Origin of the sequence: Streptomyces sp. XD-27, assembly GCF_030553055.1 — a bacterium.
Classification (GTDB): Bacteria; Actinomycetota; Actinomycetes; order Streptomycetales; family Streptomycetaceae; genus Streptomyces.
The window spans coordinates 4,284,909-4,305,072 of the sequence record NZ_CP130713.1 but is presented as its reverse complement, the minus strand read 5'-3'; the positions used below and the strand labels follow the sequence as shown (position 1 = coordinate 4,305,072).

The 20,164-nt window shown below is 71.4% G+C and carries 21 protein-coding genes and 3 pseudogenes; 14 read left to right on the top strand and 10 right to left on the bottom strand.

The annotated features are described in order from the left end of the window. The first annotated feature begins 36 nt into the window (after positions 1–36). A complete protein-coding gene (locus tag Q3Y56_RS18410; protein ID WP_304463006.1) occupies positions 37–1,674 on the top strand; it encodes an MFS transporter in 1,638 nt (545 codons plus the stop codon). Here the strand turns inward: Q3Y56_RS18410 and Q3Y56_RS18405 are convergent. Continuing rightward, a pseudogene (locus Q3Y56_RS18405) lies at positions 1,667–3,148 on the bottom strand (glycoside hydrolase family 30 beta sandwich domain-containing protein); the annotation flags it as partial. The gene Q3Y56_RS18410 and the pseudogene Q3Y56_RS18405 sit on opposite strands and share 8 nt — an antisense overlap. Before the next feature lie 286 nt (positions 3,149–3,434). Here Q3Y56_RS18405 and Q3Y56_RS18400 point away from each other — a divergent pair. Continuing rightward, complete coding sequence (locus tag Q3Y56_RS18400) at positions 3,435–4,325, top strand: LysR family transcriptional regulator (protein ID WP_304463005.1); 891 nt, start codon at positions 3,435–3,437, stop codon at positions 4,323–4,325. Positions 4,326–4,338: 13 nt separating this feature from the next. On the opposite strand, the gene Q3Y56_RS18395 is transcribed toward Q3Y56_RS18400, so the two are convergent. After that, positions 4,339–5,004: a DUF4097 family beta strand repeat-containing protein gene (locus tag Q3Y56_RS18395; RefSeq protein ID WP_304463004.1), complete on the bottom strand. Its 666-nt coding sequence runs from the start codon at positions 5,002–5,004 to the stop codon at positions 4,339–4,341. Positions 5,005–5,193: 189 nt separating this feature from the next. On the opposite strand from Q3Y56_RS18395, the pseudogene Q3Y56_RS18390 reads away from it, so the two are divergent. The 3 genes and pseudogenes from Q3Y56_RS18390 to Q3Y56_RS18380 form a co-directional block, all read left to right on the top strand. Then, positions 5,194–5,439: pseudogene (locus Q3Y56_RS18390) on the top strand (helix-turn-helix domain-containing protein); the annotation flags it as partial. 102 nt (positions 5,440–5,541) lie between these two features. Then, positions 5,542–5,997, top strand: coding sequence for a MarR family transcriptional regulator (locus tag Q3Y56_RS18385; RefSeq protein ID WP_369696859.1), 456 nt, complete (start codon positions 5,542–5,544; stop codon positions 5,995–5,997). A 166-nt stretch (positions 5,998–6,163) separates the two neighbouring features. Further along, complete coding sequence (locus tag Q3Y56_RS18380) at positions 6,164–7,090, top strand: aminoglycoside phosphotransferase family protein (protein ID WP_304463003.1); 927 nt, start codon at positions 6,164–6,166, stop codon at positions 7,088–7,090. A 364-nt stretch (positions 7,091–7,454) separates the two neighbouring features. Here the strand turns inward: Q3Y56_RS18380 and Q3Y56_RS18375 are convergent, their stop codons facing one another. The 4 genes from Q3Y56_RS18375 to Q3Y56_RS18360 form a co-directional block, all read right to left on the bottom strand. Continuing rightward, on the bottom strand, positions 7,455–8,462 hold the full coding sequence (locus tag Q3Y56_RS18375) for a serine/threonine dehydratase (RefSeq protein WP_304463002.1): 1,008 nt from the start codon (positions 8,460–8,462) through the stop codon (positions 7,455–7,457). Between the two features lie 29 nt (positions 8,463–8,491). Next, positions 8,492–9,295, bottom strand: coding sequence for a proline hydroxylase (locus tag Q3Y56_RS18370; RefSeq protein WP_304463001.1), 804 nt, complete (start codon positions 9,293–9,295; stop codon positions 8,492–8,494). 157 nt (positions 9,296–9,452) lie between these two features. Then, positions 9,453–9,860, bottom strand: coding sequence for a peptidase inhibitor family I36 protein (locus Q3Y56_RS18365; protein WP_304463000.1), 408 nt, complete (start codon positions 9,858–9,860; stop codon positions 9,453–9,455). A 90-nt stretch (positions 9,861–9,950) separates the two neighbouring features. Then, positions 9,951–10,688, bottom strand: a complete 738-nt coding sequence (locus Q3Y56_RS18360) for a hypothetical protein (RefSeq protein ID WP_304462999.1) — start codon at positions 10,686–10,688, stop codon at positions 9,951–9,953. A 518-nt stretch (positions 10,689–11,206) separates the two neighbouring features. Here Q3Y56_RS18360 and Q3Y56_RS18355 point away from each other — a divergent pair. Further along, the gene (locus tag Q3Y56_RS18355) at positions 11,207–11,464 is read left to right on the top strand and encodes a hypothetical protein (RefSeq protein ID WP_304462998.1); all 258 of its coding nucleotides are present in this window, start codon (positions 11,207–11,209) and stop codon (positions 11,462–11,464) included. An 84-nt stretch (positions 11,465–11,548) separates the two neighbouring features. Continuing rightward, positions 11,549–11,626: pseudogene (locus tag Q3Y56_RS18350) on the top strand (VOC family protein); the annotation flags it as partial. Positions 11,627–11,725: 99 nt separating this feature from the next. On the opposite strand, the gene Q3Y56_RS18345 reads toward Q3Y56_RS18350, so the two are convergent. Both Q3Y56_RS18345 and Q3Y56_RS18340 read right to left on the bottom strand, forming a co-directional pair. Next, entirely contained in the window at positions 11,726–12,148 is a 423-nt protein-coding gene (locus Q3Y56_RS18345; protein ID WP_304462997.1) for a hypothetical protein, read from the bottom strand. Then, positions 12,145–12,531: an ATP-binding protein gene (locus tag Q3Y56_RS18340; RefSeq protein ID WP_304462996.1), complete on the bottom strand. Its 387-nt coding sequence runs from the start codon at positions 12,529–12,531 to the stop codon at positions 12,145–12,147. The genes Q3Y56_RS18345 and Q3Y56_RS18340 overlap by 4 nt, the downstream gene beginning before the upstream one ends. Positions 12,532–12,615: 84 nt before the next feature. Between Q3Y56_RS18340 and Q3Y56_RS18335 the strand changes: the two genes are divergently transcribed. The 3 genes from Q3Y56_RS18335 to Q3Y56_RS18325 all read left to right on the top strand — a co-directional run bounded on the left by Q3Y56_RS18335 (position 12,616) and on the right by Q3Y56_RS18325 (position 14,672). After that, complete coding sequence (locus Q3Y56_RS18335; RefSeq protein WP_304462995.1) at positions 12,616–13,431, top strand: helix-turn-helix transcriptional regulator; 816 nt, start codon at positions 12,616–12,618, stop codon at positions 13,429–13,431. Then, positions 13,428–13,679 (top strand): DUF397 domain-containing protein, encoded by a 252-nt coding sequence (locus tag Q3Y56_RS18330; protein ID WP_304462994.1) that lies wholly within the window; start codon positions 13,428–13,430, stop codon positions 13,677–13,679. The genes Q3Y56_RS18335 and Q3Y56_RS18330 overlap by 4 nt, the downstream gene beginning before the upstream one ends. Positions 13,680–13,823: 144 nt before the next feature. Further along, the gene (locus tag Q3Y56_RS18325) at positions 13,824–14,672 is read left to right on the top strand and encodes an LLM class flavin-dependent oxidoreductase (RefSeq protein ID WP_304462993.1); all 849 of its coding nucleotides are present in this window, start codon (positions 13,824–13,826) and stop codon (positions 14,670–14,672) included. A 57-nt stretch (positions 14,673–14,729) separates the two neighbouring features. Here Q3Y56_RS18325 and Q3Y56_RS18320 read toward each other — a convergent pair whose 3' ends face one another. Continuing rightward, positions 14,730–15,065, bottom strand: a complete 336-nt coding sequence (locus tag Q3Y56_RS18320; RefSeq protein ID WP_304462992.1) for a hypothetical protein — start codon at positions 15,063–15,065, stop codon at positions 14,730–14,732. A gap of 333 nt (positions 15,066–15,398) precedes the next feature. Here Q3Y56_RS18320 and Q3Y56_RS18315 point away from each other — a divergent pair, with 333 nt between their 5' ends. The 4 genes from Q3Y56_RS18315 (at position 15,399) to Q3Y56_RS18300 (ending at position 18,791) form a co-directional block, all read left to right on the top strand. Continuing rightward, complete coding sequence (locus Q3Y56_RS18315; protein WP_304462991.1) at positions 15,399–15,806, top strand: hypothetical protein; 408 nt, start codon at positions 15,399–15,401, stop codon at positions 15,804–15,806. 151 nt (positions 15,807–15,957) lie between these two features. Next, positions 15,958–17,253 (top strand): ricin-type beta-trefoil lectin domain protein, encoded by a 1,296-nt coding sequence (locus Q3Y56_RS18310; protein ID WP_304462990.1) that lies wholly within the window; start codon positions 15,958–15,960, stop codon positions 17,251–17,253. A gap of 210 nt (positions 17,254–17,463) precedes the next feature. Then, on the top strand, positions 17,464–17,835 hold the full coding sequence (locus Q3Y56_RS18305; protein ID WP_304462989.1) for a hypothetical protein: 372 nt from the start codon (positions 17,464–17,466) through the stop codon (positions 17,833–17,835). Positions 17,836–18,077: 242 nt separating this feature from the next. Then, positions 18,078–18,791 carry a hypothetical protein gene (locus tag Q3Y56_RS18300; RefSeq protein ID WP_304462988.1) on the top strand — a complete coding sequence of 238 codons (714 nt, stop codon included), beginning with the start codon at positions 18,078–18,080 and terminating at the stop codon, positions 18,789–18,791. Between the two features lie 112 nt (positions 18,792–18,903). On the opposite strand, the gene Q3Y56_RS18295 is transcribed toward Q3Y56_RS18300, so the two are convergent. Then, entirely contained in the window at positions 18,904–20,028 is a 1,125-nt protein-coding gene (locus Q3Y56_RS18295) for an asparaginase (protein WP_304462987.1), read from the bottom strand. Positions 20,029–20,164: the final 136 nt, after the last annotated feature.

Here is a 20,164-nt window from a genome sequence, read left to right as displayed (position 1 = left end):
CAACGCCTTTTCCCTACCACGGAGTTCGGAGTTCCCATGCGGAGCAAATGGTGGCCCCTGGCGGCCATCACCCTCGGCAACTTCATGCTGCTCGTCGACGTCACGATCGTGAACACCGCGCTGCCGCAGATCGCCCGCGGTCTCGACGCCTCGTTCACCTCCCTCCAGTGGGTGATGGACATCTACGCGCTGGCGCTGGCGGCGCTGCTGATGGCCGCCGGTTCTGCCGCGGACCTGTTCGGCCGCCGCCGCCTGTACCTGGCCGGGCTCGCCGTCTTCGCGCTCTCCTCGCTCGCCTGCGGCCTGGCCTCCGACGCGGACGTCCTGATCGCCGCGCGGGCCGTGCAGGGCGCGGGCGCGGCCGCGATGTTCGCGACCAACACCCCGCTGCTGATGGCCGTGTACGCGGGACGCGACCGCGCCGTCGCGTTCGGCGTGTGGGGCGGCACCAGCGGCGCCGCCGCGGCCATGGGCCCGGTGCTGGGCGGCCTGCTCACCGAGTACGCCGACTGGCGCTGGATCTTCCTCGTCAACCTGCCGCTGACCGCGATCGCGATGTGGATCACCGTCCGTACGGTCCCGGAGTCGCGCGGCGCGCCCGGTTCCCGGGTCGACTGGCCGGGCGCCGTCCTCTTCACGCTCTGCGCCGGGGCGCTGACGTACGGACTGATCCGGGGCGGCGAGGAGGGCTGGACCGACCCGGTCGCCCGCACCGCCCTCCTCGGCTCCGCCGTGGCGCTCGTGGCGTTCGTCCTGGCCGAGCGGCGGACCCGGCAGCCGCTGCTGGACCTGCGGCTGCTGCGCCGCCCGTCGTTCGCCGTCCTGATGGCCGCCGCCCTGCTGCTCCAGGCCGCGGCCTTCCCCTACCTCATGTACGCGGGCCTGTGGTTCCAGTCCGTCCTCGGCCTCAGCCCGGTGCAGGCCGGTCTGGCCTGCCTGCCGCTGGGCGTGACCTCGATGCTCGTCGGCGCCGTCGGCGGACGGGTGCTGGGGCGCCTGGCGCCGGGGCGGACGGTCGGCTGCGGGCTGCTGCTGGTGGGCGCGGGCGCGCTCACGCACGTCCTGCTGCTGGACTCCGGTTCCGACTGGACCGCGCTCGCGCCCGGACTGGTCCTGACCGGCATCGGCACCGGTTGCGCCATGCCGGTCCTGGTCCAGGCGGCGCTCGGCTCGGCCCCGCCGGAGCGCGCGGGCATGGCCAGCGGCGCGGTGAACACCTTCCGGCAGCTGGGCTACGCGCTGGGCATCGCGGTGCTGGGCACGGTGTTCGCGTCGCGCGTGCGGGACGTCGTGCAGGACAAGGCGCCGGGCGACCACACGGGGGAGGCCGCGGAGGCGATCAGCGGCGGCCACGCCCAGTCCGTGCTGCACGCCGCCGAGCCCGGCCCCGCCCGGCACGCGCTGGAGTCCGTGGTGCGCGACGCGTTCGCCGCCGGGCTGGACCGCATCTGCCTGTACGCGGGCGTGACGGCGCTGGCGGCGGGCGTCCTCGTCCTGGCCGTGGTACGCGGCGGCCCGCAGCCGGCCCGCCCGGCCGCCCCGCGGAACGACCGCCCGGAGGCAGACCACCCGCAGGCAGGCCGCCCGCAGGCGGTCACTCCGCAGACAGTCGGTGCACAGGCGGTCAGTGCGCAGACAGTCGGTGCGCAGGCGGTCAGTCCGCGCGCCAGGTGAACGTCGCGGACGCGCCCGCGGGCAGTTCGTAGCGGAACGACCGGCCGTCCGCGCCGACCTCGACGGTCCGCGCGCGGCCGGTGTCGTTGTACGCGATGAGCGCCCGCGAGCCGTCCGGGTTGCGCCAGGCGACGTTCGGGACCGCGGCGTCGGCGGTCGAGGCGATGCGGCGGGCGCCCGGCCGCACGAACTTCGTCAGATGCCCCATCGTGTAGTACTCGACCGTGAAGTCGGCCTCGCCGTGCCGCCGGTCGCCGTTGTGCACGGTGACCAGCCCCGTGCAGTTCCCGCAGCCGCCGTGGTGCGGCCCGCCGTCCTGGTCGACGGCCAGGCTCCACTTGACCCAGCTGCGCCCCCAGTTGCGGGTGGCGTCGATCATGCCCCGCATGTCCGCCCGATGCTGGTCGGCGGCCCACTCCCCGCCGGAGACCTCGGTGTCGAACGCGTCCACGCCGGGGTGGGCGTCGTGGACGGCGCTCTGGGTCGCCACGTCACCGGAGTAGCCGTGCCAGGCGATCCCGCCGAAGTTGGGGTGGGCGCGGACGGCCGGGTCGGCGACGACCGGCGCGCCGTAGCCGTCGTACCGGTCCCAGTTCCAGTCCAGCGCGAGCACCTTCGTCGTCAGGCCCGCCGCCCGCAGCCTGGGCAGCAGCTCGCGCTGGGTGAAGTAGTGCAGACCCGAGCCGTTCCACCGCATGGAGGGGTAGCCGCCGCAGCAGGTCGGCTCGTTCTGCGCGCTGACGTAGGCGACGGGGACGCCGTGGGCCCGGTACGCCTGGAGGTACTTCACGAAGTAGCGGGCGTACGTGCCGTAGTAGCGCGCGGCCAGATGGCCCTGGTCCAGCCGCTTGTTGTCCTTCATCCAGGCCGGGGCGGTCCAGGGGGAGGCCATGACCGTGAGGTCCGGGTTGAGTTCCCGGGCCCGCCGGGTCAGCGGCAGGACGTCGGCGAGGTCGTGCTTGATCGAGAAGCGGCGCAGGTCCGGGTCGGTACGGCCCGCGGGCAGGTCGTCGTAGGTGTAGCCGAAGCGGGCGAGGTCGGAGGCGCCCATCGGGTTGCGCAGGAAGCTCAGCCCGATCCCGTCGTCCGGGGAGAAGAGCCCCCGCAGCACCTTCTCGCGCGTACGGTCGCTCAGCGCGCCGCTGCTGTTCAGCAGCCATGCGGCGGTGTCGGTGAACGAGGCGCCGCCGCCCGCGAACTCCTGGTAGGTCCGGGACGCGTCGACGGTGACGGGGGTGGCGGGTCGGCCCGGCGGTGCGCCGCGGCGGCCCGCGCCTCGCTCGGTGAACCGCAGCGGCCGCTGCCGCTCCAGCCCCTTGACGACGTGCCGCCCGCCGGGCCCGGAGGTGGTGGTGAGCCATACGTCGACGGTGCCGCCGCGCGGGCCGGGGTCCGGGGCCAGCGGGGTGGGGGCGAGGACACCGGCGAGGAGTACGCCGACGAGAGCGCAGAGCAGCACGGGGAAGGCGGGCAGGGTGGGGAGCGCGGGGACAAGCCGCGGCAGACGCAAGAGACGCAAGGACCGGCCGCCTTCCTTGGGGGCGGAGCGGGCGGTTCCCCTGGATGATCCGAGCCGTCGGCGCAGGTGTCAACCTCGGTCGGGTCGGCACCCGTCCATAGGTGGCCACACGGTCCGGAGCCGTGACGCGACCACCGTGGACGGGTTGCCGCCCAGGGCCCTGAGAAGATCGTCGCCCCTCCGGAAACCCAAGTCAACCCTCAGGTTTTCTTCCAAACATCCTAGCTATACCTTTGACTTCATGACGCTCGACGACCTCCGCGCCTTCGTCGCGGTATGCGAATCCGGCAGCCTCAGCGCCGTGGCCCGCGATCTCGGCTGCACCCAGTCGGCGATCAGCCAGCGCGTCAAGCGGCTCGAACGGGAGCTGGACATCGCCCTGTTGGAGCGGCAGCCGCGCGGCGTCGCACCGACCCAGGCCGGCCGGGTCCTGCACCGCGCGGCGGCCGACGGGCTCGGCGGCCTCGACCACGCGCTGCGGCGGCTGCGCGACATGCGGCAGGGCGACGGCGGGACGGTGCGGGTCACCACGGGCGCGACGACCGTGCGGCACTTCATGTCGGCCGGGGTGGTGGCGTTCCGGGAGCGGCACCCGGACGTCAGGCTGGAGTTCCAGACGGAGAACTCCAGCCGCGCGTGCTTCGAGGCGCTCGCCGCGAACACGGTGGACCTGGCGTGGATCACGATCGGCCCGCCGGTGCGGGGCGTGGAGCAGCGGCCCGTCACCACGCTGCCGTGGGTGCTGGCGGTCCGGGTGGGGGACCCGCTCGCGGACCGCGCCGAGATCGGCCCCGACGAGCTGGCCGCCATCCGCCACATCCGCCTCCCGGAGAACTCTGTCTCGCGCGCGCGGCTGGACCAGCACCTCACGCGCCAGGGCACCGAGCCGGAGTCCACGACGAGCGTCGCGGACTGGGACACCGCGATCCTGCTGGCCGAACTGGGCCTCGGCCACGCCGTCGTGCCCGCCCTCCCCGGCTGGCACGACGCCGCCCGCCGCGACCTGCGTCTGATCCCGATCCCGTCACTGCCGCCTCTGGCGGCGGGCTGGGCGGTCCGCCAGTGGGACGCGCTGAGCCCGGCGGCGGTCGAGTTCGCGGACACGGTGACATCGAGCCTGACCACGGGCTAGGCCTCGGGCCTCTTCAGAGGCTGCGGGCGGTGATGTCGCCGTGGGGGGTGGTGGCGCGGATGTCGAGTTCGGCGGTGCCATCGTTCTTGAGGGCGTTGCTGACGCGACCGTAGCCGGTGCCGGCGTCCAGGGCGGCCGAGACGCCCGCGGCGGCGGCGACCGAGATGTTGCCGGACTGGGTGCGGAGCACGACCGTGCCGCGCACGGCCTCGGCGATCCGGATGTCGCCCCTCGCGGTGCTGATCTCCGCGGGGCCGTTGAGTCGGCCGACCTCGACGTCGCCGTCGGTCGCGGTGAGGCGGACGCTCGCGGCCTCGTCGATCTTGATCTGGCGGTACGCGCCGTCGAAGGCGACGTCGCCGAGGCGCCCGACGCCGCGGAGCTCGGTGCAGCCGGCCTGGGCCTCGATGTGGGAGCCGGCGGGCAGCTGGACGGTGACCTCCACGGATCCGGAGGGGCCGAAGAGCTGTTCGTTGGGGGTCGGGGCCGTGATCCGCAGGACGCCGTCGGCGTAGGCGACGGTGGTCTGCTTGGCGATCTTGGTGTCGCGACTCTTGGAGGGGTTGGCGGGCAGGACCTCGACGGTGGTGTCGGCGCGGTCTGCGGCGATGAACTGGACGCGTCCGGCGGGGATGTTCAGGACGGCGGAGATCGGGGCGGGGGTGTCGAACTTCTGCATCGTGCTCTCCCGTAGTCGTTCGCTGTTTCTGACACCGGAAACGCTACGTTGCTTTCCAGAATCCGACAACACATTCGTTGCACAGGATCGACATTTATGCAGGTAGATGCGGAGAAACTGTTGCAACGACCTTAAAATCAACGCAACGACAACCCCTCCGTTCATTGCAATGACTGAGAAGTGAACGCTATGGTGGGGGATCAGGGACCGCCACGAAGGATCACCAGGGAGATCGCGATGCCGGGAGGCAGGCTCACCCAGCAGGACCGCCAGAAGATCGCGCTGGGACTGGCCGACAGCCTTCCCTACGCCGAGATCGCCCGACGCCTCGATCGTCCGACCTCGACGATCACGCGTGAGGTCATGCGCAACGGCGGCCCCACCGCCTACCGCGCCGACTTGGCCCACCGCGCCACCGAACGCCGAGCCCACCGGCGCAGGCAGCCCGCGCCCCGAGGGCAGGGAGCGCCGGCGCAGGGCCACGGGCGCGACGCCGAGGCCGTGCGCGAGTACGAGGAGGCGTTCACCACCCTCCTGATGCGACAGGGCATGCCCAAGATGACGGCTCGGGTGCTGACCTGCCTCTTCATCGCCGACACGGGCAGCCTCACCGCGTCCGAACTCGTCCAGCACCTCCAGGTCAGCCCGGCGTCCGTCTCCAAAGCGATCGCGGCCCTCGAAGATCACGGCCTCATCCGCCGGGAACGCGGCGAACGCCGCCGCGAGCGCTACTTCGTCGACGACGACGTCTGGTACCAGTCGACGATCGAGAGCGCCCGCGGCATCGCCCAGGTCGCCGAGACCGCACGGCGGGGCGTCGGCATCCTCGGCCGCGACAGCCCGGCCGCCGCCCGTCTGGAGAACATCGCCCGCTTCAGCGACTTCATCAGCGAGAGCATCCTCCGCGCCACGGAGCAGGTCCGCGAGGTCCTCCACACGAAACCCGAAGCGAGCTCAGGCGGCACTGCCACACCAGGTTCGGATCGCGGATAGACGGCCGTCTTGGTGGTCACAGCCACTGGCGCCCACGCCGGCAAGGCACCGCACCGTCCAACGACACCGCACCGGTGATGACCGGACCCGACCGCGACCGTAAGATCACCGCGCCGGGTCACCCCATTGGTCGCCCCATCGGCATCATCGAGGAGCCTCCCCCTTCATGACGCACATCTCCCTCCCCGAGCAATTCGCCGCCTCTTGCGAGGACCGCGACGACGGCCCCGAGTGGATCGCCGCGCTGCCGGCGCTGATCGCGGAGTTCCTGGAGCGGTGGGACCTGCGCCCGGACGGCGCCCCCGCGCACGGGATGGCCGCCCTCGTCCTCCCCGTCCTGCGCCCGGACGGCACCCCGGCCGCCCTGAAATTCCGGCAGGTGACGGAGGAGAGCGTGGGCGAGCCGGTGGGTCTGCGGGAGTGGGCGGGCGACGGTGCCGTGCGCCTGCTGGACCACGACGCCCCGTCCGGCACGCTGCTGCTGGAGCGGCTGGACATACGCCGTTCCCTGGCCTCCGTACCCGACGCGGAGGCGGCCCTGCTCAAGCTCGCCGGGCTGCTGGCCCGCCTCGTCGCCCGCCCCGCCCCCGCCGGGCTGCGCACGCTCGCGGATGTCACCGACGCGATGCTGACCGAGCTGCCCCGAGCCCTGCCCGCCCTCGCCGACCCGGACGAGCGCCGTCTGCTGGAGACCTGCGCGGCCGCGGTACGGGAGGTCCGGGACGAGCCCGGCGACCGGCTGCTGCACTGGGACCTGCACTACGAGAACGTGCTGGCCTCCCTCCCCGGCTCCGGCCGCGAGCCCTGGCTGGCCATCGACCCCGAGCCGCTGGCGGGCGACCCCGGCTTCGACCTCATGCCCGCGCTCGACAACCGCTGGGACGACATCGTCGCCACCGGCGACATCGCCCGCGCCGTCCGCCGCCGGTTCGATCTCCTGACGGAGGTGGTCGGGCTGGATCGACAGCGCGCGATGCGCTGGACCCTGGCACGCGTACTCCAGAACTCCCTTTGGGATGTGGAGGACGGGGAGGACGAGCTCCAGGACACGCAGGTCGCCATCGCGGAGACATTGCTCCCGCAGCTCACCTGAACCGGGGCCGGGAACGACACAGCGCCGCCCCTCCGTGGGACCGGGAGGGCGGCGCCGGGTCGTCACATCGACGCGGGGACTCGCGTCGGACTCAATCTCGTCAGATGAGCCAGCCCAGGAAGCAGGCGACGGCGGCGACGATGTCGGTGACTACGTTCACGAAAGAACTCCTCGTGTGAATGCTGAGTGGGACCATCCCCCCGGCGCGGTATGGGACTTGACCGCTGGCCCGGGTCGCGCGGCGAAGGTCTGCAGCCCCTCACTCGCACACCGTAAGCATCACTTCCCCCAGAGTCACGGGGGAAGCGTTACCGGCGGTGATCACACGTTCTAATGAACATCCGATCGCACGTTCGTATGTTCGCTACACGTCAGCCGCCAACGTCCGCACATCCGTGTTGGCACCGCTCAGCACGACGGCGACCTTCTCCCCGCTGACGGGCACGTACACCCTGTTCAGGCTGGTCAGCGCGGCGAGCGCGGTGGCCGCGCCGTGTTCGACGGCGACGCGGTGGTGGTCCCACAGAGCCTGCCGGGCCTGGACGATGTCGGTGTCCGACACCAGCACGGAGACGACGTTCTCCTGCTGCGCCGCGGACAGGGCCATGGCCGAGGCGCGCCGGGCGCCCAGCGAGTCGGCGGCCACGGAGTCGACGGGGACGTCGACGAGGGTCCCGGCCTCCAGCGCCGCGTTCAGCGCTCGGCAGTTCTCCGGCTCGACGGCCACGACCCGCACACCGTGGTGCCGGGCGGCGGTGGCGACTCCGGCGAACAGGCCGCCGCCGCCGACCGCGACGACGACGGTGTCCAGGTCGGGGATCCGTTCGCGGAGCTCCTCCACCAGCGTCCCGGCTCCGGCCGCGATGAGCGGGTGGTTGTACGCGTGCGAGGTCAGCGCGCCGCTGGTGGCGGCGAACTCCTCGCAGGCCGCGGCCGCTTCGGCGTACTCGGCGCCGACCAGCCGCACGTCCACCCCGTAGCCGCGGAGCCGGGCCACCTTCACCGGCGGGGCGGTGGCGGGCAGGAAGACCGTGGCCCGGACGTTCTGCTGCTGCGCGGCCCAGGCGCAGGCGAGCCCCGCGTTGCCGCCCGAGGCGATCGCGACACCGACGTCCGGCAGGGCGCCGGCCTCCCGGTGGGCGCGGATGAAGTTCTGCGCGCCACGGGCCTTGAAAGACCCGGTGTGCTGCAGGTATTCCAGCGCCAGCCAGACGTGGCAGGGCGTGGGCTCGCCCCACTCGTGAGAGTGCCGCGGCCCCCGGTGACCGGTACGGATCTCACCGGTGTCGAGCGGGGCCACGGCGACCGGGCGGACGTGTCCGGCGATCCGGTCGGTGGCGGCCTTGATGTCGTCGTAGGTCAGTTCGTCCATGGCAGGCATATGCCCTTACGGAGACGGTGTCATGACCAGGAGATCAACTGGCCGGTGAGGGTGAGCGCGAGAAAGAAGGCGAAGGCGATCCGCCGCTGGCCGGGGCAGGGTTCGACCGCGTGGAAGTGGACCGGGTTGAACAGCAGCCCGTCGCCGGTCTCGGGAACGAGTCTCACCCGCTGGTGGCCGTCCACGGCCTCCGACCGGTAGCCGTAGGCGTCGCGGTACCGCTCGTCGCCAGGCTCCCACCGGTGCCGCCAGATCATGGTCGCCCCGCTGCCGTCGGTGGGTGCCTGCACCCAGATGTTGAAGGCCAGTTGGGCGACGACCTGCTGGTCGAAGAGCCCGGTCGGGAACTCGCGGTTGACGGAGTCGTAGTGGATCAGCGCGCCCTTGTCGATCTCGCGCAGGGTGCCACCGAAGGCCGGTCGGCCGCCGATGGTGGCAGGGCTGACGGTGACCCCCCAGGCGGATCCGAGCCGCTCAAGGGAGGCGGCGATCGGATCGGGCCGTATTCCCGCCCGCTGCCACGCGTCGTCGGCGGCCTCGGCGTGCTTCAGATACCGGTCGACGTCCAACGTCCCGTCGGGCTCGCGGTAGTCGTTGAGCGCGGGCCCGAACCGCAGGATCGGGGTGGGTACGCGCGCGTGGTCGTAGTCGGCGGTGGGCAGCCGGTCGAGGCCCGCCAGCACCGACGCGCACGTCTGCCGGTCGAGGAAGTCCGGGACGCGCACCGCCGCGAGCGTCCCGGCGGCGAGCTCCGCCAGGTGCCGGTCGGTGAAGGCGGGCGCGTCCACGGCGGTGAACAGGGGGTCAAGCGCCGTGCGGGGCATATCGCCTCCAAACAGCGGAGATGAGTGCCTACCACGACGGTACGGCGAGCCGTATCCGTCCGCATGCCGAGGAATTCCGCGCCCCCACCCCCCTCCCCGACCGTCTGTAACTACCCTTTGGCGGATAGTTACAGACGGGGCACGACGAGCGGGTGTCTCAGTTGTCCCAGTAGAGCGAACTGGCCTTGTTATCGAAATCGTTGTTGGTGAAGTCCGCGTCCGTGCTGCCGTTCTTCGCGATGTAGCGGACACCCGAGTAGTGGGCGAACTGATACAGGGTGACGTCGTAATGGGTCAGGTTCGCCATCGAGCTGGCCATGTTGTCGAAGCCGAGGTCCCTGAGATCCGTCACTATCTTTCGGGCAGGGATGACAACTCTCTTGCCCTCGTAGTCGTCGTGCTCGTAGAGACACAGGCTGACCGACTGGCAGGAGGCGCCGCGCCGCTGGAGGTCACCGGTCGAGGCCGCCTCGTCCCCCTGAGCCTGCGCAGCCGTGCCAGAGCCCACCAGAGCGACCGCGCTCAAGGACAGGGCACCCAGAGCCCCAACGACCTTGCGCTTCATGTAAGCTGTCCTTTCTTTACCGAGGAGAAGATCAACGACTCGAGTAAAACACCGAATCAGGCGCGGGTAAAGGCGTTTCGAACACGGCGCTCAACTCGTCCCCAATACCCGGTACGCGGCTGCCATCCGCTCCCGCTGTGCCTGCTCCAGCCGCTTGAACGCCTCGGGCTTGACCTTGATCGCCTCGCGCTGGATGCGGTTCTCCGCCGCGTTCCAGACCGACACCAGCTTCGTCTGCTTCTTGCAGCGCACATCCACCCGCGCCTGCCGTATCTCCTCGCGGGAGACATGGTCGCTTTTGAGCCACCGCTTGTCCGTAATGGCCTCCATCGGATCGGCATAGCGATAACCTTGCCGCGCCATGCAGGCGCTCCAGGCGCGGAAGCCCCGCACCACCGCCCGGTCCTTCATGGACTGCTCATAAGTCGCGCCGATGGTGTCGTCGAGCAAGCCGAAGTCCGCGTCGGGGACGTCCTTGAGCAACACCTCCTGGGCCTTCTTCGCGCAGCCGCCCAGCTTCTGTCCGGAGCCGAATGCCGCCTTCCTCTCGGCTGCGCCGAGTCCCTTCTCCCGTTCCTCCATGGCCGCCGAGCGCCTCGCGACCGTCGGACGGTCCGCCGGAAGGTGATAGCCGTAGACCTCCGCGATACGGGGCTCGACGACCCCGTATCGGCGGCGGTTACGCGGTGCGGCGTCCTCCTCGGATGCTCGCGGAACCAGCTTCCATTCCAGACCCTTCCGCCGCATGCACGTCCCGATCAACACGTCCCTGGCGGCGCTCATCGTCTGCATCTCGGCGGGCGAGGGATCGTAGCGGTCCAGTGGCACACTGATTGCCTTCGCCTCCTCGCCTGGTGGAGGAACGGGAGCGGTCGGCCCGCCCGCCTTCGAAGGCTTCGCCTTCGGCCCGGAATCCGCGCTCCCCGCGCAACCGGTGACTACACAAAGCAGAACCAGGGCGGCGGTGGCCCTCGAACGAACAGACACGGTGCCCCTCCATGAGAAGGAAAGTGCGGCCCCGGTGACTTCCCGGTGCCGCACCCTCCCGGATTCTTGTCTGCACCTCGGCGTATTCGCTACGCGAAAACTCTCGTGAGCCAATCCGTTTGCGAACAAAGGAGCATCGGGACGAGGCTACCGGGCGCCCCGCCGTGAGTTCCACAGCCGGTAGACGGTCCCGCCGTCGTACGGCGGACGGGACGCATCACCATGGTTTATCCGTCATTACCAGGCATCGGTGATGACGCACTCCAATGGAGCAGTGACGTAACGCTCGGCGCGACGGAAGGATGCCGTCGACCTACTGTCCGAGATGTCTCCTTCCGTAGACATCAAGGAGTTCGATCATGAATAAGCTCCAGCGGACAGCAGCCGCAGTCCTGCTCACCACCGCCGTGGCGGCCCTGCCACTGGCCGGTGCCGGTGCCGCGCAGGCGACACCGCTCACGGCGCCGTCGGCGGCCGCGCCGCTCGGCGGCGGCGACTGCCACGGACACGGGCACGGCCACCATGGCCACGGCGGCGGGGGCATCCTCGGCGGCGGCCACTGCCATGGGCACGGCCACGGTCACGGCCACGGCGGCTGGTGGGACGTCGGCCTCTAGGGCCTGTCGTCCCGGCGGCCCGGCCGGGCGAGGCGAGGACCCAAAGACCCTTTCCACCTGCTCGCCTCGCCCGGTACGGTCTGCCGCAGGGACGAGCCGAAGCCGGGGAAGCTCTGGCTGCACATCGACGTCAACCCCACCGACCGCGATCAGGACGCCGATCGAACGCCTCCTGAAGCGACGGCGGTCCCCTCGAACTCGACTATCTGGCCGGGGATCGCCAGCCGTGTCACGCCAAGCATCGTGGTGGTACGGGGACGGTCACCGGGCGCCCCGGGCGTGGGCGACGCCGAGCCGGATGCGGTCGGCGGTGGTCGCGGCGGCGATGTACGCGTCGACCTCGTCGCGGGACGCGCCCCTCGGCAACGGCCGCAGCCCGGCCATCAGCACCACCGGCCCGCCCCCGGCCACGAACCGCGACCACCGCTCGCCGACCAGGACCCCGATCACGTGGTCGCACCCGTCCACCCGCACCGCCGCGTACGACAGCCCGCGCAGCACGACGCGCGGCCCCACACTCGGCAGCCGCCGGCGCGGGGTGACCAGTCCCATCCCGTCCGCGAGCGCCGCCATCCGCTCGTCCGGCTCCGGCCGCGCCATCAGCACGAAAGCCGCCGTCCCGACCTCCGTCGTCTCCAGCCAGCTCCACGCCGCGACAGAGCCGATCAGCTGGTGCGTGATCACCGGAGCACCGCCCATACGCGCTTGCCCGACGCGGTCGGCGTCGTCCCCCAGTTGTCCGCGACCCCGGCCACCACGGACAGCCCGCGCCCGGTCTCCGACCGCCAGGCCGGGAGCCCCGTGACCCGGGGCAGGACGTACGAGCGGTCGCTGACGGCGACCTCCACGCCGTCCGCCAGCAGCCGCAGCGACAGCTCGCACTCCGGCGACCCCGCGTGCCGGTGCACGTTGCTGAGCAGCTCCGTCACGCACAACTCCGCCGCGCTGGCGAGCGGGAACCGGCCCCACAGGCGCAGGTGCGCGCCGATGATGCGCCGGAGCCCGGAGAACTGGGCCGGGTCGGCGCGGAGTTGGAGCACCACTTCGGGTGGTGTTTGCGTCTTCATGCGGTCAAATGTGGCCGCCCGTGCCTAGCCTGACCAGGACTGGCGCAGGTACGCAACGGCTGTATCGGAGTGAGGGGGCAGGCCATGGAGGGCAGTACCGAAGGCTCAGCAAGCATGCGCATGTTCGGCGCGGTCGCGAAGGCGCTTCGGGAGGCGCAGGGTGTCACCCGCGAAGAACTTGCCGGGCATGTGAAGTACTCGCCAGCGACGGTGGCGAGCGTAGAGAAGGGCAGGCGAATGCCGAGCCCGAAGTACGTCGAAGGCGCGGAGGCACTGCTGAACGCGAAGGGGGTGATCAAGAGCGCGGCCAAGCATCTGGAGCGGGAACAGCGGCTTCCGTCGTGGTTCCTTCCGTACGCGGAGTTGGAGGCCGAGGTGGTCAGTCTGTGGGCCTACGACAGCCTCGTGCTCTACGGCCTCGTACAGACCAAGGAGTACGCCCGCGCAGTGCTCGGCTCCCGCGTGCCGATCCTCGGCCAGGAGGAGATCGACCGGCGCGTCGAGGCGCGCCTGGAACGGCAGGCCTTGCTGGAGCGCGTCCCCGTAGCCCACCTCTCCTTCGTCATCGAGGAGTGGGTGCTCCGCAGGCCCCTCGGTGGCCGCAAGGTCATGCGCGGCCAATTGGAGCGCCTATTGGCGCTAGGCGAGAAGCGAAACATCTCCATTCAGGTGATGCCGACGGCCCGCGAGGCCCACGCGGGCTTCAACGGCGCGTGGACGCTGCTGGAGACGCCCGAACGGGAGCGGCTGGCCTACGTCGAGGGCCAAGCGGGCGGGGTGCTGATCGAAGATCGCAATCAGGTGAGCGAACTCATCGAACGCTTTAGCATGTTGAGGGCCCAGGCGCTCTCGCTCGGCGAGTCCGCCACGTTGATCGAGCGGATGGTAGGCGAACTGTGAACACCACCGAACTCGCATGGTTCAAGTCCAGCTACAGCGGCGACGCGGGCGGCGCGTGCATCGAAGTGGCCCTGGACTGGCACAAGTCCACGTACAGCGGCGACAACGGCGGCGCCTGCGTAGAGGTCGCCACCTGCCCCCACACCGTCCACGTCCGCGACTCCAAGGACAAGACCGGCCCCACCCTCTCCTTCTCCCCCGAGGAGTGGACCGCGTTCGTCGCGTTCGCTAGGGTGCAAGCACTCTAAAGATCAAGGCTCTCCAGAAGTAACGCCGCAGTGCGGGAGCCACCACCTCACGCCATCGCGCGACCGAGGTGCAGGAGGGGCGGCACAGCGATCAGCAATCCGTGATCGCGCGATTCGTCGTGCCCTTCCTAAGGATGAGTTCTCATGCATGTCGGCCTTGGCCTTCCCATCGGTGACCCCGCCACGCTGTTCGACTGGGCGCGGCGTGCCGACGCCGGTCCGTTCTCGACGCTCGGGCTGCTGGACCGGCTCGTGTACGACAACCCCGAGCCCCTGGTGACCCTGGCGGCCCTCGCCGGGGCCACCAGCCGCATCCGCGTCCAGACGCAGGTACTCCTCGCGCCCCTACGGGAGACCGCGCTGCTGGCCAAGCAGGCAGCCACCCTCGACCGGATGTCCGGCGGGCGGTTCGTGCTCGGGCTCGGCATCGGCGGGCGCGAGGACGACCACGCGGCCGCCGGCACCGAACTGCGGCAGCGCGGCGCCCGGCTCGACGCGCAGATGGAGACGATGCGCCGCGTCTGGTCCGGCGAGCCCTACAGCGACGCCGCGGGCCCCATCGGCCCGCGCCCCGCACGGCCCGGCGGCCCGGAGGTCCTCTTCGGCGGGTTCAAGCCCGCCGCGCTGGAGCGGATCGCGCGCTGGGGCGACGGCTTCCTCGCCGCCGCGCCGCCGTCGTGGGCGGGCGGCCTGTTCCGTACGGTCGAGGAGTCCTGGCAGCGCGCCGGGCGCCCCGGGCGTCCCCGCATCGTCGCCCAGGCGAACGTCGCGCTCGGCGCCGAGCAGGCGGACGAGGCGCGCGCCGCCTTGTTGGCGTACTACGCGTTCACCGGCAACGCGCAGGCCTGGGCGGTCGACAGCCTGCTCACCACCCCGGAAGCCGTCCGCGAGACGATCGCCCGCTTCACGGATCTGGGCGCGGACGAGGTCATGCTCTACTGCTGGTCCACCGACCCCACCCAGGTCGACCGCCTGGCCGATCTCGTCCCGTAACCCGACGGGACGCGCCAGCAGGCACGGCGGGGCGTCGGCCGAAACACAGGCCGATGGTCAGACCTTGGTGAAGCACACCGTGACGTCGACGCCCCGGTCGGCCACGAGATGAAAGCTGTTGTCGAAGTGCGACCTGCACTTCGCGTTGGCGCCGGTATACCTCTCGCTTGTCTTGTACTCCGCTTCGGCGGACGCACAGTCGACCGTGGCCGTCATCGCGTCTTCGCTCGAGTCCAGGAACCTGACGCAGTCGCCGACCTGCGGCAGGTCGTATTTCTTTTCCACCTGGGCCTGTGCAGCCTGCAAGGACTCCGCCTCGGACTTCCCGCCGTCGGATTCGGCGTTGTCCTTCCCCACGTACCAAGCCCCGCCGCCGACGACGGCCAAGGCCACGATGGCGGTGATGAGCCCGCGTACGGGGCGCTGTCGCGGCTCGCTCGGCTGCTGCGGAGAGGGCGGCGGCGGTGCGGACATGGCTGAGGTCCCCCGTGGTCGACTGCTGGCGCGAACGTCTATGCGACGCTGACCGATGCAGGCTAACCGTTGGATGTCAGTCCGCCGGTCAGCGGCCCCCGGAAGACGGCACCGCGCCGGATTTCCGGCCCTAGGCCCCGGCGTGGATGTGCGCCGCCCACAGCGACGGGGCCCCGGGCAGCCTTCCGCGCAGCGCCCGTACGGCGGTGTGCAGGGCGTACGCGGCCCGATCGGCACTGGAGCGCCGTCTCCGTGCTGCCCGACCGGCTCGGCCGGTACACCGACCAGTGGGCGGGCACATCGCCCCGGCCGGCCGTGCTGCTCGCCGGTCTGCTCGTGGTGTCAGCGGCCTGCGGGATCTGTGCTCAGGCGCTGGGTTCGCCACTGGAACGCGGCTGGCTGGCCGCCGACTGGCAGGGCTGGCCCGGTCCGGCGCGCCGGCTGGCGCACCGGCGAACCGTGCGACGCCAGGCCCGGTACAGCCTCCGCCGCGACGCGGTCGGCCGGGCCGGTGCGGAGTTCGGCCCCGGCGAGGCGGTCACCCGCTTCCACTTCCCCGATCTCGCCCGTCAGTTGGGCATCGTCGGCGAGGGGCCGCCCACCCGGCGGACCGGTGAGCTGCTGACGGAGTACCTGGCGTCCGGGCGGCTTCCCGAGTGAGCCCGGCCGGCTTCCCGAGTGAGCTTTCGCGGATTCCTCTCGCCTAAGATCACTTCGACCCCGGGCTCCCGAACTGGCGAGCGGCCGGGGTCGACACGCCTTCTTTCTGCGAAAGGCCAACGGGGACTTGCGATTCACAGCCAGGCATCGTTTGACGCGCAAGCGTCGCATATCCATCCTCGCCGCGTGCGCCGCGGCGACCGTCGCCGCCGCCGTGCCGCTCACTTCCAGTGCGTTCGGCTCCGACGGCAAGGCACCGGAGGCCGCGCGCCCGGCAGGGGCACCGGCGAGTGCGGCGGCGGACGACTCCGACGTCCACTCCGGGGACTTCGGCGCCTCCGACGTCGACGGGACGACCTTCAAGAACGGGGTCATGTCGCTGAAGGCGCCGTCCATCCGGAAGATGGCCGCGGCGGCGCCGCCCCACGGCGAAGGGTGGAAGTCGGCCGGCGCGACCAAGCTGCTGCCCACCGGCTACACCATCAAGTTCTACGACCAGAAGTCCGCGGACTGGCTGGCCCGCTATGTGCAGAGGTCGGCCGCGGAACTGCGGCGCATCACGAACCTGCCCGTCACCGTCGACACCAAGCCGGTGGGTTGGGACTATGTCAGGCCCAAGGGCGACGTGGTCATCGGCCTGCTGAAGCGCCCGTGCGTGCCGACCACGGACGGCAGCCCGTGGAAGATCGTCCACGACGGGTCGGGGACCAAGAACCTGAGTTGCGGCTTCCACTCCCGGTCCATACCGGACACCGTGACCAGCGGACACGCGTACATCGACAGCTCGTTCTTCACCGCGGACGGCAAACCCTCGCCATCCTGGGGTGAGACGTTCCTGCGCAACCACATCAGCCATGAGGTCGGCCACACGATGGGGCTGACGCACGCGGATCGCAGCGCGACACGCGGTGACTGCGTCAAGGGCGGCGACTCCGGCCAGAAGCCCGTCATGTGCACGGAGACCAACAGCGGCTATCACGACAAGCGCGCGGGCACCTACGTCCAGCAGTTCGACGTGCAGGGGCTGCGCTACCTCGCCGCAGGGGCCGGCGCGGCGCTGCCGCCGCAGGGGAAGGTGACCGGGCTCGGCGGCAAGTGCCTCGACGTCAAGGGCGGGCAGGTGGCCAACGGCACGCAGATCCAGCTCTACACGTGCAACGGCTCGGCGACGCAGTCGTGGATCCTGAGCAAGGACGGCACGTTCCGCGCGCTGGGCAAGTGCCTGGACAACGCGCGCAACGCGAGCACGAACGGCAACAAGATCAGCCTCTTCGACTGCAACGGCGGGGCTTCACAGCGCTGGTCGGTGAACGCCAAGGGCCAGATCGTGCACGTCGCCTCGGGCAAGGTGCTCGACGTGACCGGCGGCTCGACCGCCAACGGGACCAAGATCCAGCTCTACACGGCGAACACCAACAAGCGGCAGGTCTGGGTCGCCCCGAAGTAGCGCGGAAGCAGCCTCGGAGCTGCTCCGGAACTGTTCCGGAGCAGCTCTGGCGAACAACCCCGGGAACCGAATGCGCGGCGCCCGTCAACATCGCGCCTCCGCGGCCACTCCTTCCACCGGTCTTCCGCGTGGCGCCGGCCGCGCGCCGTACCGAACGGCCCCTCACCGGGGAGGATGCAAGCCGAATCCACCCGCAGACAGAGGTTGCCGATGAAGCGCTTGTCCCGTCTCGTGCTGCTGGCCACGGGCACCGGAGTGGCGGCGGGCGGCGCGATGTTCGCCGCCGTCTCCCCCGCGTCCGCCAGTCCGGGCATCGGAGCCTGCTACAGCGACAACCGCAAGCAGCTTTACGACCAGGGGGCGATCCTCGACTCGCCCACGCGCATGGGCCCGAAGGGGACCCACGCCTGCATCAACGGCGACTGGGTGTTCGCCCCGCGCGACTGCCACGTCACCTTCACCTACGGCGGCGACGCCCCCGCCGCGGGCCAGACGTCGATCTCGCACGGGTCGTTCGGCTTCTACGGCGACGAGTACAGCAGGTTCGGCCGGTGCTACGACGGGAAGATGCTGGGCCGCTAATAACACAAGCCCCGCTGTCGCGCGACCGGTAGCGGGCGAAAGATCCGGGTTTACCCCAGGGCTGAGCGGACGCCGCAGGTCACAGCGGTCGTCCAGGACTCCGTCCTGGGGAGAATGCATGGCATACGCGTGAATCAGCGCCCGCGTTCGAGTGATCTCCCTGGCAGTCCCGCCTCGCCGGGGCAATGAGGTGTCGACGCGCCCGATGATCTCGGGCCCCTTCACCCGATTTGGAGATTCGAATGCGTTTGCGTATGCGCACCGTCCTCGCCGGCTTCGCCGTCGCCACGGCAGCCCTCGTCGGCGCGGCCGGCCCTGCCGCCGCGGACACCCGCCCAGCCACCCCCACCGACACCGCCACCCTGGCGACCCAGCCCCTCACCACGGCGACCACCGGCATGTCCGCCGCCAACGCCGACGGCTCGGCCGCCACCACCGGCCCGTCCAACGCCACGGCCGACGCCACGATCCTGCCCGCCCCCGCCCCGGCTCCCGCTCCCGTCACCGACAACAACCGGCTGTCCCCTGACAACCCCGTCGGGATCCCCGAGCCCGTCGTCGCCAAGCCGTCACAGCCTGGTGCCCCGTCGACCCCCGCCGCCGAGACCCACGAGGCCGCCGCCCCGGCTCCGGCCCCCGCGCCCGCGCCCAACGCCCCGGCCCACGAGTCGACCCCGGCTCACGAGGCGACCCCGGCTCACGAGTCGACCCCGGCCGCCGCGCCCGCGCCGGCTCCCGAGCACCACCACGAGGCGACCCCGGCCGCGAACCCGCAGCCGGAGGCCGCACCGATGGACGAGGCGAAGGGCCCCGAGGAGGGCCAGCGCGGCGCGGGGATCGTCCCCAACATCACTGTCCCCACCTGGAACGACATCCCCCTCGGCCCGTTCGGCCCGCAGCAGGGCAAGCAGGAGAAGCAGGAGAAGCACAACGAGCAGGACGAACACGACAAGTAAGCGTTCGCCCGCGCGTTCCCGGTGGGGTGCGGGTTGAGCCGTCAGGCGCGCCGCTCCCGCTGGGGACCGCATTCCCTTTCCGCTGACACGGCTTCCTGGGGTCTGGGGCCGCTCAGCCGTGGCGGGCGAAAGCCGCCGCGACGGCTGAGCGGCCGGCGCTGTTCGCGAGGAGCAGCCGGAGCAGGATCCGTGCCTTGTACGGGTCGAGGAGACCGGCGTTGATCAGGCCACGGCGCTGGAGGTCCGCCTCCGAGCCGACCGCGCCGTAGGTCGCACGCAGGACCGAGCCGCTGCCGCAGCGGGAGGCCAGGACGACGGGGATGCGCTCGGCCAGGCCGCCGAGGACCGGCGCCAGCGGCGACGGCACGTGCCCGACGCCGAAGCCCGCGACGACCAGCCCGGCGTGCGTGTGCGCCAGGCCGTCGAGCAGCGCGCCGTCGTCGTCGAGGGTGACCGTGTACAGGGCCACGCGCGGCCACGGTGTCTCGGAAGCGTCCGACGCGTCCGACGCGTCCGGCGGCACGGCGGCCACGGCAGGCAGGCCGGGCGAGACGGGCAGGCCGGGCGTGACAGGCACGTCGGCCTTGGCAGGCAGGTCGGCCACGGCAGACAGGCCGGGCGCGACCGCCAACGGCTCGTGGCGGGGCGGCCGGACCAGGACGCGTACCCGGCCCTCGATGACATGGCCGATCGGACCGGCGTTGGGGGACGCGAACGTCGCCGTACTCGTGCTGTGCGTCTTACGGACCCAGCGCGCCGCGTGGATCTCGTCGTTGAAGACCACCAGCGCCCCCAGCCCGCGGGCCTCGGCGGCCGCGGCGACCCGCGCCGCCGCGAGCAGGTTGGCCGGGCCGTCCGGACCCGCGAGCGTCGGGTTGCGCATGGCGCCTGTGAGGACGAACGGCTCCTCGTGCGGCCATACGAGGTCGACCAGGTAAGCGGTCTCTTCCAACGTGTCCGTGCCCTGGGTGACGACGACGCCGGTCGCGCCCTCGGCCACCGCGCGGGAGGCGTCCCGTACGACGGTGAGGACCTGCTCGGTCGTCAGGCCGGCACCGGGGACGGCGTGGGCGTCCCGTACCTCCAACGGGGTACCCAGCTCGGCCAGTCCGGGGACGCCGGCGGTGAGGTCGGCCCCGGTCAGCCGCGCGACAACGGGCCCGCCCGCCTCCTGACCGCCTCTCTCGACGCCCGCCATCGCGATCGTCCCGCCCAGGGTGAACAGTGCGACTGACATCGCCGGCCCCTTCGCTCGAACCACGGACCGGGGCGCCCTTGCCCCGGCCCGCCTCACCCTAGGCCGTGAACGTGACGGCGTACGGCCCGATCCGCACACATGAACGGGAACGCGCTTCTTCCTCCGGACAGTTACA